The sequence below is a fragment of the Pseudomonas sp. B14(2017) genome (assembly GCF_002113255.1).
Lineage (GTDB): Bacteria > Pseudomonadota > Gammaproteobacteria > Pseudomonadales > Pseudomonadaceae > Aquipseudomonas > Aquipseudomonas putida_Z.
Map to the genome: position 1 here is coordinate 129882 of NZ_NEJY01000003.1, position 17087 is coordinate 146968.

16 protein-coding genes are annotated in these 17087 nt (G+C 59.7%); 9 read left to right on the forward strand and 7 right to left on the reverse strand.

Annotated elements, in window-relative coordinates; translation table 11 throughout:
- Positions 1-1512 carry a sensor domain-containing diguanylate cyclase gene (locus CAG34_RS04025; RefSeq protein WP_178080861.1) on the reverse strand — a complete coding sequence of 504 codons (1512 nt, stop codon included), beginning with the start codon at positions 1510-1512 and terminating at the stop codon, positions 1-3.
- 160 nt (positions 1513-1672) lie between these two features.
- Complete coding sequence (locus CAG34_RS04030) at positions 1673-2773, reverse strand: SDR family oxidoreductase (protein WP_085588147.1); 1101 nt, start codon at positions 2771-2773, stop codon at positions 1673-1675.
- 73 nt (positions 2774-2846) lie between these two features.
- Between CAG34_RS04030 and CAG34_RS04035 the strand changes: the two genes are divergently transcribed.
- From CAG34_RS04035 to CAG34_RS04070, 8 genes are all read left to right on the forward strand, one after another.
- The gene (locus CAG34_RS04035) at positions 2847-3233 is read left to right on the forward strand and encodes a MerR family transcriptional regulator (RefSeq protein WP_085588149.1); all 387 of its coding nucleotides are present in this window, start codon (positions 2847-2849) and stop codon (positions 3231-3233) included.
- A 92-nt stretch (positions 3234-3325) separates the two neighbouring features.
- On the forward strand, positions 3326-3850 hold the full coding sequence (locus CAG34_RS04040) for an RNA polymerase sigma factor (RefSeq protein ID WP_085588151.1): 525 nt from the start codon (positions 3326-3328) through the stop codon (positions 3848-3850).
- The gene (locus CAG34_RS04045; RefSeq protein WP_085588153.1) at positions 3847-4680 is read left to right on the forward strand and encodes a FecR family protein; all 834 of its coding nucleotides are present in this window, start codon (positions 3847-3849) and stop codon (positions 4678-4680) included. Before CAG34_RS04040 ends, CAG34_RS04045 begins: the two co-directional genes overlap by 4 nt.
- Before the next feature lie 77 nt (positions 4681-4757).
- Positions 4758-7196, forward strand: a complete 2439-nt coding sequence (locus CAG34_RS04050) for a TonB-dependent receptor (RefSeq protein WP_085588155.1) — start codon at positions 4758-4760, stop codon at positions 7194-7196.
- 239 nt (positions 7197-7435) lie between these two features.
- Positions 7436-8422 (forward strand): GNAT family N-acetyltransferase, encoded by a 987-nt coding sequence (locus CAG34_RS28850; RefSeq protein WP_218191898.1) that lies wholly within the window; start codon positions 7436-7438, stop codon positions 8420-8422.
- A 136-nt stretch (positions 8423-8558) separates the two neighbouring features.
- On the forward strand, positions 8559-9626 hold the full coding sequence (locus CAG34_RS04060) for a DUF3592 domain-containing protein (RefSeq protein WP_085588159.1): 1068 nt from the start codon (positions 8559-8561) through the stop codon (positions 9624-9626).
- A gap of 181 nt (positions 9627-9807) precedes the next feature.
- Positions 9808-10293 (forward strand): DUF2165 domain-containing protein, encoded by a 486-nt coding sequence (locus CAG34_RS04065; protein ID WP_025339485.1) that lies wholly within the window; start codon positions 9808-9810, stop codon positions 10291-10293.
- A 42-nt stretch (positions 10294-10335) separates the two neighbouring features.
- The gene (locus CAG34_RS04070; RefSeq protein WP_085588161.1) at positions 10336-11052 is read left to right on the forward strand and encodes an SDR family oxidoreductase; all 717 of its coding nucleotides are present in this window, start codon (positions 10336-10338) and stop codon (positions 11050-11052) included.
- A 22-nt stretch (positions 11053-11074) separates the two neighbouring features.
- Here the strand turns inward: CAG34_RS04070 and CAG34_RS04075 are convergent, their stop codons facing one another.
- Entirely contained in the window at positions 11075-12079 is a 1005-nt protein-coding gene (locus tag CAG34_RS04075) for an AraC family transcriptional regulator (RefSeq protein WP_085588163.1), read from the reverse strand.
- 78 nt (positions 12080-12157) lie between these two features.
- Positions 12158-12940, reverse strand: a complete 783-nt coding sequence (locus CAG34_RS04080) for an SDR family oxidoreductase (protein WP_085588165.1) — start codon at positions 12938-12940, stop codon at positions 12158-12160.
- 251 nt (positions 12941-13191) lie between these two features.
- Here CAG34_RS04080 and CAG34_RS04085 point away from each other — a divergent pair, with 251 nt between their 5' ends.
- A complete protein-coding gene (locus CAG34_RS04085; protein ID WP_025339481.1) occupies positions 13192-13698 on the forward strand; it encodes a GNAT family N-acetyltransferase in 507 nt (168 codons plus the stop codon).
- A gap of 331 nt (positions 13699-14029) precedes the next feature.
- On the opposite strand, the gene imm45 is transcribed toward CAG34_RS04085, so the two are convergent.
- From imm45 to CAG34_RS04100, 3 genes are all read right to left on the reverse strand, one after another.
- Entirely contained in the window at positions 14030-14359 is a 330-nt protein-coding gene (gene imm45, locus CAG34_RS04090) for an Imm45 family immunity protein (RefSeq protein WP_085588167.1), read from the reverse strand.
- A gap of 415 nt (positions 14360-14774) precedes the next feature.
- Positions 14775-15698, reverse strand: a complete 924-nt coding sequence (locus CAG34_RS04095) for an MBL fold metallo-hydrolase (protein ID WP_085588169.1) — start codon at positions 15696-15698, stop codon at positions 14775-14777.
- A gap of 98 nt (positions 15699-15796) precedes the next feature.
- Positions 15797-16999 carry an NAD(P)/FAD-dependent oxidoreductase gene (locus CAG34_RS04100; RefSeq protein ID WP_085588171.1) on the reverse strand — a complete coding sequence of 401 codons (1203 nt, stop codon included), beginning with the start codon at positions 16997-16999 and terminating at the stop codon, positions 15797-15799.
- Positions 17000-17087: the final 88 nt, after the last annotated feature.

Consider the following 17087-nt stretch of genomic DNA (forward strand, 5'->3'; position numbering starts at 1 on the left):
TTATGCCTTCGCCCGGTCGACATGCAGGCGATTGCGGCCCGCCTGCTTGGCGATATAGAGCGCCCGGTCGGCGCGTTCAATCAGCGATGGTGGGCTGTCGAGGGCCGCTCCATCGGCACAGGCGATGCCGATGCTGGCGGTCACATGCCCGAAAGGGCTGCCTTTGTGAGGGACAGGTTGCAAGGCCAGGCGCTCGAGCATCAGCCTGGCGACGACGACCGCTCCGTCGTTGTCGGTATCGGGCAGGATCACGGCCAGTTCCTCACCCCCGTAGCGTGCCAGCAGGTCGCGAGGGCGGCGGATGCAGGAAGAGAGCAGGGCAGTCATCTGCTGCAGGCAGGCGTCGCCAGCCGGATGCCCGTAGGTGTCGTTGTAGCGTTTGAAATGATCGATGTCGATCATCAGCAAAGCCAGTGTGGTGCCGTTTCGATGGGCGGTGCGGATTTCCTGGGTCAGCGCCTCGTCAAAGCAGCGCCGGTTGGCAAGCCCCGTGAGCGCATCGTGCATCGCCAGGCTTTCGAGTTGTTGATTGCTCTCCAGCAACTGCTGCTGGGTCAGTCGAAGCTCGCTTTCGACCGCACTGCGCCGGCTCATGGCGCGAATCAGCAGCCAGCCAATGGCCCCGATCAGTGCCAGCAGCGCAGCGACCACCAGCGACGACAGCAGCGCCTCGAGCCGCCAGGCCGAGAGTGCTTCCTGCTTGCCCAGCGCGACCGTTGTCACCAGGGGTAGCTTGTCGCTCTTGCGAAACGCATAGAGGCGCTCCACGCCGTCCAGGCTGGAGGTGAACGATGCGGTGCCAGCTGGCTGGGCAACGAGATACTTGGTAAAGATGGGCGACTTCGAAAAGTTGCGACCCATGTCCTGTTCCCGAAATGGGTAGCGCACCAGCATGGAACCGTCGGTGTAGGCCAGCCCGATGGCACCGTCATGGCCGACATCCAGTTTGCCGAAAAGCTGCAGGAAGTTCTCCACGCCAAGCGTCATGGCGACAACGCCGGCGAACTCGCCGTGGTCATCGTTGAACCGCCGGCTGATGGTGATCACCCATTCCTGGTTGACGCGGCTACGGATTGGCAGGCCGATGAAGGGGTCGCGGGATGGGTCGTCACGGTGGTGGATGAAAAAGGCGCGGTCGCTGCTATTGGCACCGACGGGGGTCGGCTGGTTGGACGACATCAGCCAGCGTCCGTCCCTGGCGTAGATCATGATGCCGCTCATCGGCGGCATCAATGGTTGCTGGCGCTTGACCAGTTGATCCAGACGTTCGATCTGCGCAGGCCCGGCGCCCTCGGTTTCCAGGCGCTCGACCAGGCCGAGCAGCAGCATCGAGCTCTGCCGGACGATACCTTCCGAATAGGTGGACAGTGCCTGGGTCAGGTTCAGGCCATGGACATTGACGTCTTCCAGGGCGCGCTCGCGAGAAGCCATGACTTTCCACAGCGTTAACGATGCGAGAGAGCAACCGATGACCGATAGCAGTAGCACAACGAGGTGGATGTCACGCTTCACGTCAATTCACACGCCTTTTTCCCTAAAGACCAAGTTGAGCGTCGACACGCTTTAACTAACCAGACGGTCAGGAAGTAACCATCCGGTTCATGCGCAATAATATAACACCGAAGTTGCTGGAGTGTTCGACAGAATTACGCGCTCTGTCAGAACCCGTTTGTTATCTTCCGCCAGGTTTTGCAGAAGTGTGAACATGACGAGAGGGCAAGTAACCCTGGACGTAGCGCACGGTCTTTTCCAAAGTTCGCGCCATGTCGGGATGTGCCAAATGATACTTTCGTTCCAGTTTCTGGCTGTCACTCATGTCGAAGCGCTGCGTCTGGATGAAGTTCAATGACTCGGCGCTGATCGACAATCGGGCGGCCAGGCCGGGAATCGCCAATAGCCACTTCAGCAACCCTATGGGTACATGGCGGCGGGGGGCCTTGATATCCAGCGTTTGTGCCAATTGCTCGAGCATACCCTGCAGGTTCGGGGTGTGCTCATACAGCGCAAGGACCTGCCGGTTGGCCATCGACGGGTCGAACGCCACGCAGGTCATCATATTTACCAGGTAATCGACGCTGACCAATGGCAACCAGTGCCTGGCGGAACCAGGGACAGCCTTGAACCGGCCCAGTGCCAGGTTTCGAATGAGGTCGGCCAGAGGTTGCCCTTGAGGGATATGCCCGCTCTCGCTATGGCCACACACCGTAGCAGGATGAACGATCGTGTAATCCGCGCCTGCCTCCTGCATGTAGCGGATGACTGCAAAATGGGACTCCAGCTTGCTGCCTTCGTAGCCACCCACACGACCGTAGACTGCGGGCCAATTGGTGTTTTCAGGGCGCTCGTGATCAACCCCGATACTTGAAAGATGAGTAAGGTTCTGCAGCATATAGCCGCCCACCATCAGCAAGCGGATACGCTGGCTCGCCGCGAGCCTGGCGACTCTCAGCGCACCTTGTACATTGACTGCGCGGGCCTGCTCCATTGTCAGGCCCCAGGTAAACTGCGCCGCGAGGTGGAAGACCACAGCGACTGAAGCTACGCATTGCCTGTCTGTTTCGCTGAGTCCAAGTCCATCCCTGCTGATGTCTCCTTCAACTGCATTTATATATGCAGGGTTACCTCCCAGTTGGCTTACTTGCGCTTTGAGGCGTTCGATATTTTCAGGGTTGCGCATGAGCACCCAGGTCTTGTGCCCTGTCGCAGTAAGGCGGGCCAGTAGGTGTTGGCCGACAAACCCACTGCCGCCGGTAACGAAGCATTCCACGCTCATATCTGAATCCTTGTCTGGATGATTGGCGCAGGCTAAGGTGTAGAGCGTACTCTACAGTCAAGGAATTTTTACTGTGAATGTTGGAGAGTTGGAGCGCCGGAGTGGCGTCGGCCGCCATACATTGCGTTATTACGAGCAACTCGGGCTTATCGTGGCCCACCGCCAAGCCAACAACTACCGCAGCTACAGCGACCAGACCGTTGTTGATCTGGCCTTTATTCAAAGTGCCCAGAGCGGCGGTTTTTCGCTCGCCGAGATCGGCGACATCCTTGCGGCCAAGCGGGGTAATACGATCAATTGCGCGCAGGGCGCGATGTTGGTAACCAGCAAGATGGCCGACATTCAAGCGAAGATCACCACGCTGCAAGCCGCCTATGTTCTTCTGGACGCGGAGCGTGCAAAGCTTGAAGCCAGTGCCATTGCCAACGGGCTGACCATTCCTCACCTTCCTGCGATTTAGCATGGCTCGACGCCGTAGCTTGTTTATTCGCAATTATTTCTCATTTACACTTGTGTCTTGTTTCGGGGCCTACCTCTTATCCAGGATGCATCGTGTCGTTCGATCCCGCCAAACCGACGCTGCTGTCTACATTGGTACGTCACTATGACGATCTGGTGGACCACATTCGCCGACGCTTCGGCGACAGAAGCATGGCGCGCGATGTAGTGCATGACGTGTGCGTGCAGTTGCTTGAGCGCGGTGAGAAAGACGACGTCCGAACCCCACTGGCCTTGCTACGAAAAATCTCCCACGACACCGCCGTGAGTCGCTATCGTAGCGATCGCCGCCGAGGCACCTGGGTAGAGGCTATCTCCGAGCTGCCTGAGGTGGCCTGCCCGGCAGCCACCCCGATGACCAGGTATGACAGCGAGCGCGAGTTTCAACTGCTCGTCGACGCTATCACAGACCTCCCACCTCGCTGTCAGGCTGTTTTCGTCATGCACAAGATTCACGAAATCCCCCAGGCAGAAGTAGCCGCTCGCCTCGGTATCTCCATCAAGACAGTGGAAAAGCACCTGCGCCTGGGGTTGGCGGCGTGCAGGCAACGGCTTGGGCGCGATGAGGTGCATCCATGACCAAGCAGCCCGAACAGGCGCCGCTGGACGAGGCCCTGGGGCGACATCGTGAAGAGCTCAAGCAGCTGTTCCCCATGCCGCCGTCCAGGCCTGCGCCCTCGAAAGCGGTGAAGTCGGCAGGTATCACGCTGGCGGTTGCGATCGCCTTTGCAGCCCTGGCGTGGCTGAACCCTGCCTACAAGAGCGAGCGTTTCGCTACCGCCATTGGTGAGCGGCGCGCTGTGCTGCTGAGCGATGGAAGCAAGCTGCTGCTTGACAGTGGCACGCATGTCGATATCAGTTGGCGTCTGCTCAGCCGCGAAGTCGACCTGCGCGCAGGGCAGGCGCTTTTCGATGTGTCCTCGGCCGTGTACCGCCCCTTCGTGGTGTCCGCTGGCCTGGCGAAAGTCGAGGTGCTCGGTACGCTGTTCAATGTTCGCCGCCTGGATAACGACGCGGTGCGTGTGACCTTGGCCCGTGGGCGCGTGGACGTCGCGGCGGCTGCAGCACAAGCGCCTGTCACCCTCAGGCCAGGGCAACAGGTCGACTCGATTGGCGGGCAACTGATGCCGGTTGCGAAGGCTGATGCCTCCAGGGCGATGGCATGGAAAGATGATCGCATCGTGTTCGAGCAGACGCCGCTGGATGAAGCGGTGTCGTTGCTGCGCCTCTATCGCAAGGCCCCCATCGAGCTGAGCGACCCAAGCCTGGCCGCACTCAAGGTGACAGGGGTGTTCGAGGCGCACAATGTCGACCTGCTACTGGATCTGCTGCCAAGCATCCTGCCCGTCGCCGTGCTGCAACAAGGGGATGGCAGCGTCCGGATTCAACCCAAATCGACAAGAAAATAATTCTCAGGCGCAGGTAGGGTTTCTCGATCCCCATGGCGGCTACTGAAAAAGCCCAACCATAAAAAGGAACTCGAGAAGTGCATTTCCCCCTCTGCAGTCGCCAACTACGCTTGTCATTGCTCGCCAGTAGCCTGCTCATCGCAATGTCGGCCCAGGGCCGGGAAAAGGTGAACGTCGATCTCCCCGCCGCGCCGCTGGGCGAGGCCATCAACGCGCTCGCACAGCAGTCTTCGGTGCAGATCATCTTTGCCAGCGATCTCGGTGCAGGCCGAAACGTGCCTGCGGTGAAAGGGCGGTTCACACCTGAGGAAGCACTTCGAACGCTGCTCAAGGACAGTGGCTTGCAGGTACAGGCCAAGGATGAGCGCACGTTCGTCATCGTCGCGCAGGGTGCCCCTGCATCCAGCCCCGCAACCCACAGCGTGCCCGTGGAAATGGCGCAGATGGAAATCACCGCCTCGCGCACCAGCAGCAGCCTGGTTTCCGCAACGCGGCAATCCACCGTTCTGGAGCATGAACAACTGCAGGAGCTGCGCCAGGGTTCAGAGAGCCTGGCCACGGTACTCGCCAAGGCGATTCCGGGCATGTCCGACTCCAGCCGCACTGTCACCGAGTATGGCCAGACCCTGCGCGGGCGCAGCATGCTGGTCATGGTCGACGGGGTGCCGCTCAATACCAACCGCGACTCTTCGCGCAACCTGGCCAACATCGACCCGGCACTGATCGAACGGGTCGAAGTCATCCGTGGCAGCAGCGCCATCTACGGCAGCGGCGCCACGGGGGGCATCATCTCCATCACCACACGGCCTGCAGGTGGCGAAAACCGTGCCGAAACCAGCCTGAGCGCCACCTCGCCGCTCACCCGCCTGGGCAGCGATGGCCTGGGGGGCCAGTTCCAGCAGTATTTCGCAGGCTCTCAGGGCGCGGTGGACTACTCGTTCGACTTCGGTACCCGCCACATTGGTGCCTCGTACGATGCGCATGGCGACCGGATCGCCCCGGAGCCCAGTCAAGGCGACCTGTTCGATTCGAACATCTACAACATTGGCGGCAAGCTGGGGCTGCACATCGACGAGAACCAGCGAATCCAGCTTGCAGTCAGCCACTACGACGCCCGCCAGGACACAGACTACGCTACAGACCCAAGCGTCGCGAAACTCCCCGCAGGCTCTGTGCCGGCCAATGCGATCAAGGGCCTGGACCTCGACGAGCAGAACCGTATTCGCAACACCCTGGTGAACCTGGAGTACGAGAATCTCGACATTCTCGGAAGCCGGCTTTCTGCCCAGATGTACTACCGGGACTACTTCACCCGCTTCACCCCGTTCGACGCCCGGGCCGTTGCCACCCGCGGCGGCAACATCGACCAGATCATGCAGAACAGTGAAGTCTTCGGCAGCCGCCTGACCCTGCGCACGCCACTTGGCGACAGCGGCAGTACCGAGCTGGTGTGGGGTGGCGACTATAACCAGGAGCGCAGCGACATGCCGCTCGACGTCTTCGACCCGGCGGCTTATGACGCCAATGGCGGTTTGGTTTTCGACAAGACCGGCAAGCTCACCTACATGCCCCCGCTGAGGACGCGAAGCGCCGGTGCGTTCGCCCAGCTGCAGCATCGCTTCGACGAGCATTGGTCTATCGACGGCGGCCTGCGCTACGAATACTCCACCGCCGAGTTCGATGACTTCGTTCCGTTGTCTGAATCCGCGGCTGCCTCCCCGGTGGCGGTGAAGGGTGGCGACATTCATTACGATGCGGTGCTGTCGAACCTGGGCATCGTCTACTCACCGGTACTTGGCCAGGAAATCTACGCCTCCTTCAGCCAAGGCTTCCAATTGCCCGATGTGGGCATTCAGCTGCGCAATGCGCGCCGTGGTTTCGACATCGACGCATCGAACCTGGAGCCGGTCAAGACCAACAATTACGAGCTTGGCTGGCGAGGAGAGCTGGGCAGCAACACCCTCGGCACCTTGGCGCTGTTCTACACCACCTCCAAGCTGGGGGATGTGCAAAGTTTCAACAATGGCCTGATTCTGACCCGCACCAAGGAGCGCATCTACGGCGCTGAAGCCAGTGCCGATTGGCTATCGGACGATGCGGTGTGGGGCGCAGGGGGGAGTGCGACCTGGATGCGCGGGCGAGAAAAGCCGGACGGCAAAGGCTGGCAAGACATGACCGGCTATCGCGTTCCGCCGCTGAAGCTGACCGCCTACGTGCAATACAAGCCGACCCTGGATTGGAGCAACCGCTTGCAAGCCACGTTCTTCGACGCCAAGGACTACAGGCTCGATGGCGTGGACAGCTTTGGTCGACATCAGGTGAGCAGCTATACGACAGTCGACCTGGTCAGCCAGTACCAGATCTCCGCTGACGACAAGGTGAGCGTCGGCATCCAGAATCTGTTCAACCGCGACTACTACCCGCTCTACAGCCAGTTGCTGCGCAATAACAACAACACCAGCCACTTGCCGGCACCCGGCACTGTGTTGACTGCCAGCTATACGCACAATTGGTAAGGTGGTGAGCAATCACCGGGCCGGTATCGAGCCCGGTGGTCATTTACATGTTTCGCTCTACCAGGCATGAGGAAGGTGGAGCGGACTATCTATATTGGGCAGATAGCGCTCAGTGCCAATGCTGTCGGCCTGGGGACAGTGTCCGGACAGTTTGCGTTGCTGCTGTACAGGTAAAGCCTGCGGGCTACCCACTGAAAGCGGCAGTTGATCGTTGCATGGCGAATCAAAGGAGAGCGCACATGGACTTGCTCATTACCGCGGCAGCCCCTGAGGACCTGGCAGGCATCGCGGCTGTGACGGTGAAGGCCTGGCAGACAACGTTTCAGGGCATCCTGCCGGATGCATTTCTGGCCGGATTGACCATCGAGGCTCAGCAACAACGGCATCGGGCCATGTTCGCCGTTAGTGGAGTGATCTACCACGTGGCCAAGGTAGCGGGCGAGATCGTCGGCTTCTGCTCGGGAGGGCCGAACCGAAGCCCGGGGTTCGGGGAGGCTAACGAGCTCTATGGTCTTTATCTGCTGCCGCATTGGCAAGGGCAGGGCGTTGGGCGGCAGCTGCTGCTGACCGTGGCGATGCAGCTTCAAGCGCCGGGCCGGCAAGGTTTGCTCGCGTGGGTGCTGACGGATAACCCGAATCGGTACTTCTACCGACGCTGCGGTGGCCGGGAGGCGTCTGTACAGTCCATTGAACTGGCAGGGCAATCATGGCCGCTGACGGGTTATCGTTGGTCGTCTGCCCCTCCAGCCGATACCCGAGTATTCAATCCAGACCATTACCTTGAAACGCTCGGTGGGCGCGTGTTCAGCCAATCGCGCAACGCCGACGCTTGGCGGCTCACCCTGCTGGCGCTGGAGGCTGCGCTAACGCGCAGTGGCCCGAAAGCGCGATTGCTGTTGGTCGTGGGCATGCAAGCTGCGGGGAAAACCACCTGGATCGAGCAGCATCGTGGGGCAGGGGATGATAACGGTTGCCTGTACTTCGATGCAGCACTGCCGCGGCGCGTGCATCGTGCGCCAATCCTGGCGTTGGCCGCGCGCATTGGCGTGCCGGTCTCGGCGGTCTGGGTTCGTGCCTCGGTGGAGCAGGCGCTGGCACGCAATGCGTTGCGCCGCGCGGATCATCAAGTGCCGCGGGAGAGCATCGAGGCAGTTGCGGCTGCGTTCGAGCCGCCTTGCAGGTCAGAGGGGTTTGTCGAGGTTATCGAATCAAAGTCGCGGTGGTAAGCGGCAGAGCTTGGCCAAGAGCGGAAGTGCGGGAAGTAGCATTGCATACGAGTATTCATGGACTAACCTCAGGGGGACTTGCTGCCAAGGTGTCATCTTCCGACCGGCCGCCATTTGACGTTGGTCAAGGAGCCTTATGAAGACCTTTTTGCTAAGGGCGGTCCTGTTCGTTGTTTTATTTATCTTTGCCTTGCTCTGCCTGCTCGCGTCTCTTAATTTGTACAAGGAAGTAGATGAGACGAAGACTTGGTGGAAATTGAACGCCACTGTCGCTACTGCCTCCATTTCCGAGGAGGTGCACAGTAAGGGTACGACCTATTGCGCTCTGGTAAATGTGACCTTCGAGTTGGACGGACAGCAATATACGTATCCTCTCGAAACATCAAATCGGCCCTGCAGGAGCAGCCTGGAGTCGGTTGAAAGATCAATTGCAACATTCAGGGAGGGAAAAGTGATCGAGGTTCTTGTCGATCCAGCAAAGCCGGGCAGGGTCAAGCCTGGGTCTCTCTCACTAGGTGGAGCCTTCTACACTGTCATCGTCTTGGGCGCGCTAGCCTCTATTGGGGCTGTCGCTATTCTGAGGTCTTCTGTCAGGAAATCTGTCAGGAAAGCTGCCAGGAAACCGGTCAGGTTGACTCAATCAGAAAGCGTTTCACAATCAGCCTTGAGCAAGAAAGAGGTTCAGAAAAAAGTTCGAGAGTTACTCGACGCCAACATTGCAAAGTCGGAAGTGTTCTCACAACTCTCAGGGCAAGGTGTGAAAGACAGTCAACTTGCCTACTTTATCGCCTCGTATGCAGATCCAGTTCGCTGTGACGAGCATGATCGCAAGGTCAATATTCTCATTACAATCATGCTTGTTCAGGCTTTGATTGGATTTATTCTGGGAATGACTCAAGGCGCCGGGATCGGGCCAGCGGCCAAATGGATTGTGAGTATCTCAATGATCTTGATCCCCTTGCTGTGGGTCTGGGGTTTCTACAGCCATCGCGTCGTTGCCTACAACGCGTACATACTCCTTGCGCTACCCCAATTCCCAAAGACACTTGCTGGGTTTGCATCCAATCCGGCAACAACCACTGTCTCATTGGTTATCAGTATTGTTATGCTGGCTTTTGTCTGGTACGTCCGAGGAAAAATCTTTCCGGACTTCGCCTTCGTCACCCCCAGGAAAGTCAAAGGCAAGTACTTCTTTACGGACTGACCCGTCATGCTGACGGAACTGTCCGAATGGCGGTCCAGGTCTGTGAGTTCAATGTTCAGTGGCTCGATGACCTCGACCGGTTATTCGGATCCCGACGGTATTGACCTCAGGTTAAGTTTAGGTTCTAGAGTGTCGTCCGGACTCTCGCTGCTTCCGGAAACGAACTCACAAAGGACCAGGAATGGACACTCCGACCTCACTGCTGATTTTCCAGATCACCTGCTGCATCGGCTTGAGCCTGTGGCTGAGTATCAGCCTGATCAACAACCTGCATGCCTTTGCCAGTTCGGCTGGGGCGATCGGGGCGACCATGTCGATGGCGCCGCTGGCCCAACCGCCCGCAATCAGCCTCCCACTGCTGGGGCGAGCGATGACCTCTCCCTCCCTCCATCGCCTGGCCCTGTCGATCATCGTGCTGATACAGGCAGCCGCCGCCCTCACGGCCTGGGTCGGGTGCTATGAACTGGTGCTTGGCGCCGGCCTGGAGGCTTCACTGCCCTGGTTGAACCTGGCCTTGAGCGCAACGCTCGGGTTCCTGCTCGCCATGCTGCTGGGCGGGATATGGTTCGGCTACTGGATCCGTCAGGAAGGGTTGCAACTGACCCATCTGCTGCTGATGGTCTGGGTCCTGCTGCACTTCGTCGTACTCAATGTCCGGTGGAGTTGATCGGTCGATGGATACTTGCAGGATGCCAGGAAGGAGCACCAGATGAAGACGATGATCGTAGGTGCCAGCAGAGGGTTGGGCCGTGCCTTGCTCGAAGGGCTCGGCAAGCCAGGGGACACGCTGATCGGCGTATCCCGCAAACAGCCGGTCGACCTGGCCCTTGCCTCGGGCATCGATCTGCACTGGATCGATGCCGACCTTGCCAAGCCAACGGCGGCTGTAGCACAGATCGCGGATCGAACACCTGCCGATCTGGATGTCCTGATCTGCAACGTGGGCATTTGGGAAGAACACGCCTTCAGCGAGCACTACGCATTCCTCGACGACAGCGACGAATCGATCACCAGGCTGGTCGAGGTGAACATCACCGCCACGCTGCTTCTGCTCAAGCGGCTGGTGCCGAAGTTGCTGGGTGCGCCCCGGCCGCAGCTGATCCTCACCGGTTCAACCTCGGCCCTTCGCCAGAGCGGGCGCCCGGAGGTGGCGTTCGGCGCTTCCAAGTTCGCCCTCAACGGCATGGCTGATGCGCTACGTGAAGGCTTCAGGGATGACAACCTGGCGGTGACCGTGCTTCACCTGGGTTACCTGAATACCGACGACTCCCTGAATACGCCATTGGCGCAAGCCGCAGCACGAGGCGAACGGCGCCAGGTACCGGTGCATGATGTGGTCACCATGGTCGACGCGCTGTTGCGCTTGTCCGGGGCTTCGTTCGTAAGGGAGCTGATCTTGCCGGCGATCGGCGATGAGCGCTTCTGACGCCAAAGCTGCCATTCAGCCCTCACGTTTGGTGGCTGTGCTGCCTCCGGTACTCGCCCGGTGTCATGCCTGTCCAGGCTTTGAAGGCGCGCAGGAAAGAATTGGCATCCATGAACCCGATCAGGAACGCAATTTCCCCTGGGGACAGGTTTGAGCGAGACAGGTAATGGCAAGCCAGGCCCTGACGCGTGTCATTGAGTATCTCCTGATAGTTCTGTGCCTCGTCTGCAAGATGACGCTGGAGTGAGCGCTTGCTCATCGCCAGACGACTGGAGACATCATGGATGCTGCTCCGCCCGCTCGGCAGCATATCGAGCAGCGCGCTGTGTACTCGTTCTTGGGTGGTGGCGCCGGCTTCGAGCTTTGAAAGCCGCGTCCGGAGTTCCGGCTCGAAGAATTGCCACATGGCAACGTTCTCGGTAAGGAAAGGGCGCGCAGCATCTTCTTTGGAGAAGCGAATACGATTGCAGTTGCCTTGTCGCAAGCTACATCCCAGGAACTCTTCGCACGGTTTTGCTGGTTCGGGCAGCGCAACCAACTCTGCCTCCAGCGGGGTGATCGTTTGCCTTGTGGCGAGGCGCGCCAGGTGGGTAAAGAAAACCAGTTCCATCGCAAGGAGGCTGCGCGGGAGCGGACGGTCGTATCCATAGCACTCGATAAAAACCTCGGTGTAAGCGTCGTGGAAGACCACATCCAGTGCCAAGGGACCACACAGACGCTTGTATTCGGCAAGCCGGGCGAGCGCTACGTTGAAGTCGGGGCTGCACAGGCAAGCAAAAAGAGCCGGATCGAAGGCTTCGACTGAAATGGCACCACCGAGTCGGAGTGGTAGATGCGACTCTCCGACCAGCTGCTCAAGGCTTTCGAAAAGTCGAAAATACTCAGGTGGCGAGAGCACGGAGTCCTTGCGGCTGAATAGATCAGCCGGTAGCTCGGCCAAGGCCAGCAGGTCCCCAGGCGCTACTCCCAAATCAGCAATGATCACCTTCCACCCAGCATGCACGGCGAAATTCTTGGCTTGTTTCATTATCGAGGTATCTCTTTGCAGCGCATTGCCTTGGCACGCAAGTCAGCAAGGCGAACGGGCAGGGCTTCTCTGGCCTTCTCAGGATGCCTTTTCCATTGCCTTGCGGGACATCCTGAGCACCAGTTTGCGAGGCAACAGCGGAACAATCCAGTCGAGCATGACGCGCAACTTGCCTTCATTGAACGCAACCAGTTCACCGCGCTCCATGGCCTGGTAACCGCATTGCGCCACGGATTGTGCCGTCCTGGCATTGTTCCAGGCATCCACACCCTGCAGATCACCTGCGGCGACGAAACCTGTTGCGACCGCGCCCGGGCACAGCGCAGTGGCGGTTACACCGTATTCCCGGGTTTCCTCGGCGATAGCCTGGGTGAAGGATGTCACGAATGCCTTCGTGGCGTAATAAACCGCCTGCAGGGGGCCTGGTATGAACGAGGCGGTCGACGAGACGTTGAGAATACGCCCGCGTCGACGCAACACCATCGCCTTCAGATAATGATGGGTCAGAGCGGTAAGCGCGGTCATGTTCACTTGCATCATGGCTAGATCGCCAGCGATGTCGCGTTCGACGAACTTCCCGTGGCCACCGAACCCGGCGTTGTTGATCAGAACGTCGATGGACAACCCCAATGCTTCGGTGGCAGCGAATACCCGATCTGCTGCGCCAGGATCGGCCAGGTCTTCCACGATTACATACACTTTCACGCCGTATCGAGTCTGAAGTTCCTGCTTGATGGACTCCAGCTTGTCACGCGAGCGCGCTACCAGGACGACATCGCCACGCTTGGCCGCATGGAGGCGTGCCAGTTCCAGTCCGATGCCACCCGAGGCGCCAGTGATCAATGCGGTGTCGGTAACCATGTTTTCTCCTTGCTTGGTGCAATACGTTTGGGCAAGGAGATGCTACGGTACGGGTTTGGGGATGGCACTAGCGCAAGATGCCATGGCTGATTCCGATTGCGCCAAGCTGTGGTTCGCGCAACGCGAGCCAAGCGTTATCCATTACTTGATAGCGACTGCTTTCTAGCCGAAGCAGACATCAGATGTAGCCGCAGTCGAGCCGCAGCTGGCATGCTTGTTGATCGCTAGCGGGAAGACGCAGGGAGTCTACGATGGAACGGTCTTGCATTACTTATTACCTGGAAATGACCTCGGCTTCCGAGCTGCAGGAAAAACCACAGCGTCACGACCTTCAGATCATCGAATGTGAAGTGCCTCAGGCGGAATTCAATCGGTTTCTCTACAAGCTGGTAGGAACGCCCTGGGAGTGGGGCGATCTTGATAGCTGGAGCAGTTCCGAATGGCAGGCACTCGTTGAACAGGAGTGCCACCGTACCTGGGTTGCCTATCACCGCGGCGCGATAGCCGGCTATTACGAGCTTTATCGCCCCGATGGCTGTAACTGCGAAATCCGCTACTTCGGGTTGGCACCGCAGTTTCTAGGGTGCGGCTTCGGCGGGGCACTCTTGAGTCACGCTGTTCGATCTGCGTGGGAATGGCAAGGTACAGAGCGGGTGTGGGTACACACATGCACGTTCGACCATCCTGCCGCGCTTGGAAATTATCAGGCGCGCGGATTTCGTGTTTTCAAGCAGGAGGAGACGCAGCCAAGCCAATGAGCGGCGACGCCAGACTGCGAAGCTCGCCATGGAAGAAGGCGGCCGTTCACGAGTGGCCGTTTTCGACCCAAAGCGGACATCTGTAACCGGGGCCGCTTCGCGGCCCATCGCCGGCAAGCGCGGCTCCCACAAGTACAGCGCATGCCTGAAGGCTGGTGATACTCCTGTGGGAGCCGGCTTGCCGGCGATGAAGCCTGCACTGACTACAGAGCTTTGGATCAGTGTCCGCCTTGGGTCGATAGCTGCCGGTCGGGGATGACCGGTTTCGACCCAGAGCAGTCGTTCGAGGCGTCTACGAAAACCAGAGTCGATTCGGTGCGACACCAACCGCTCAGCATCTGGAGGGGTGCGAACCAGGTTTATAGCCTTCAATCACAAGGACTTGTGAGACTTCACAGTCCGGATAGATCCACTTGCCCCAGTTGGCCAAAACCCACTCCTTGCTGAGGCCAAGGCATTCGGCATTGCTCTCCCTAGGTAGCCAAACCAGCGGCAGGCCGGCCTTATAGCCAGTGGTAACCATCAGCCCAAAGCGACGATCCTCGTCCAGTGTTTCAAAAACCATGAAATCGACAACATCTTCATACGGGTATGAACCCTTGGCTCTGAATACGGTTCCACGACTGAAAACCTCATTTGAGCATTCAAGAAGTGTTGTCATAAAATTCACTTTTCCTTATGTACAGGCAGCCCAAGGCTTTGAGCAGTTTACGACAACTCGTGGCTCAAACGCCTGCTGGGAGGCTGAAGATAGAGTTCGTCGAGCGGCCGCTCTGGGTCTAAAGCTGCTGGTCGTGGAGAGTTCGGTTAGGTATTTGGGCATTGAGGTCGATGACGCTCTGGAGATGGCGGAACAGACTGAGGTTTGACGATGTTATCTCTTTTAGCACCGGGATACAGGCCGGAGCCTTTTGAGGGGAGTTACCAGCGGAATCCAAAACTCTTCTATTTGAATACTTGCCTGCGCCTGAAGGTGCGCCTCTGCTACTAACCAGTTACTGACATTGAAAATCAAAACCCTTGTCCCGCTGGGTCCTTGAAAGGCATCCAGCGGAACAGGGGTAGAACATTTGGTATCAGTAGTTCCAGAAGCCTGCAATCCACCGGAAGGTATCACCATCAATGGCTACGCGGCCAACCGAAGGGAAGGGCAGGTGGGTGGCGACGAACAGTTCGCCACTTGCCGCCGCCTCGCGCAGCAGGCGCACGCGCACTTGGACCGACTCTTCCGGGTCGTGCTCGAAGCCGTTGTGCCATTCCGGGTGGTCGAAAGCCACCGGGAACAGCGCGTCGCCGGCGAAGGTCAAGCGCTCGCCGGCGGAATCGACGTAGACGATGCAATGGCCGGGGGTGTGACCGCCGGTAAGCTTGGACACCACGCCCGGCGCAACCTGGTGTTCGTCCTCGAAGATGTGCAGCCGGCTTTCGTAATGCGCCATGAATTCATTGGCAGTGCGACGCAGGACATCTGGGACTGGCTGCGGCATTTCGGTCAGGCTGAAGTCCGGGATCTTCCAGAAGTCGACTTCGGTAGCCGTGACGTGGATGCGCACCTCAGGGCTCAGACCGTTCTTCACAGTGTCGGTCAGCAGCCCGCCGATGTGGTCCATGTGCATGTGTGTGATCACGATATCGGTGATCGACGACAGCTCGATGCCGGCATCCTTCAGGCGCTTGGGGAGCTGCCCGGCGCGGGGGAAACCGGGGAACTGGTTGCCCAGGCCGGCGTCGATCAGGATGGTCTGCTCACCGCTGCGCACCAGCAGCACGTTCAGTGCCCAGTCGAACATGTCCGGGCCCAGGTACATCTCCTTGAACCACGCCGCGCGCTCTTCCGGCGTGGCGTTGGTCGACATGGTTTCGGTCGGCAGCGGCAGCACGCCGTCGCTGACCACCAGCACGTCGATCTCGCCCACGCGCAGGGCGTAGCGCGAAGGCACCAGTTCCTGGGCCGGGGTGGTGGCATCGGGCTGGGCGAAGGTATTCAGGTGCATGGTCATGGTGGTCTCCTGTTGCTTGTTAGGTCCGGTCCATCAGGCGAATGGCGCTCCCTCGGGGCCAGGGAGTGCGGGCGGAGCGAATAAAGTGGATAGAGCGATCAGGCCACCGGGATCAGCGGGTCAGCGGCGGCCAGGGCGGCGCGGCGGTCGGCGGCCGGCGGGTAGATCCAGACGGTATTGATCTGCGTCTTGAGTTCCTTGGCCTCGGCCTTCACCAGCTTCAGCTGGCGGTCCCAGCCTTCGGTATACACGGCGCCCCAGGCGCCGAGGTCTAGGCAGGTGACGTACTTGGGCTGGCGGTACTGGGTCGGGGCAACGCCAAGCAGGTCGGCGGCGGCGTTGTTGCCGGCGTGGCGTCCGAGGCTGATGGCGTGCTGGCAGGACATCGCGGCGAAGTTGCCGATATCGTCGGTCGCGGCGTAGGCGACGTCACCGGCGGCGAAGACGTTCTGCAGTCCACGAACCTTGAGGTTGCCGTCCACGTGCAGGCGGCCCTGACCATCACGTTGGGCTGTCAGCTGTTCGGTCAGCGGGCTTGCGCGGAAACCCACAGTCCAGATTACTGTGTGGCTCTCGATGTGGCGGCCGTCGGCGAGCGTCACGCCGTTGGCGTCCACGGCCGCGACGGTGGCGCCGGTGATCCATTCGATGCCCAGGCTGTCGGAGGCCTCGATGATCGATGGGCGGATGCCTTCGCCCATTACCGCGCCGATGCGCTCGCCGCGATCGACGATGACCACGCGGACATCCTGGTCTTCACCCAGTATCGCACGCAGGCGGGCCGGCATTTCGGTGCCGGTCTCGATACCGGTGAAGCCGCCGCCGGCGATCACCACGGTGTTGCGTGCGCGACCGGCCGGCTGGTTGCGCAGCGACATCAGGTGGCTTTCCAGATGCGCCGCCGATTCGATCTGGTCGACGTCGAAGGCATGCTCGTTCAGGCCCGGTACCGGCGGGCGGGACAGGTGGCTGCCGCTGGCCAGTACCAGGCGGTCGTAGCTCAGCTCCCCAGCGCGGCCGGTTTCATCGCGGTAGCCGACCTTGCGGGACTGCTCGTCGATGCTCTCGGCGGTGCCCTTGACGAAGCGCACGCCCACGACCTCGAACAGCTCGGTCAGCGGAGCGAACATGCTGTGCACATCGGGTTCGTAGAAGCGCGGGCGGATGCGCAGTTCAGGCTGCGGCGCCAACAGGGTGATTTCCACATCGTTGCGGCCGTGCATGTCCAGCAGGCGGGCGGCGCTCAGTGCGCTCCACAGTCCACCGAAGCCCGCGCCAATAACCAGAAGTTGCTGTTTCATCATGTGCTCCTGACTCGAATGGATGAATTTCCTTGAAGTCACTGCTTCAAGTTCGGCGTGACGCTGACGGGTAGTTGCAAACCTGGTT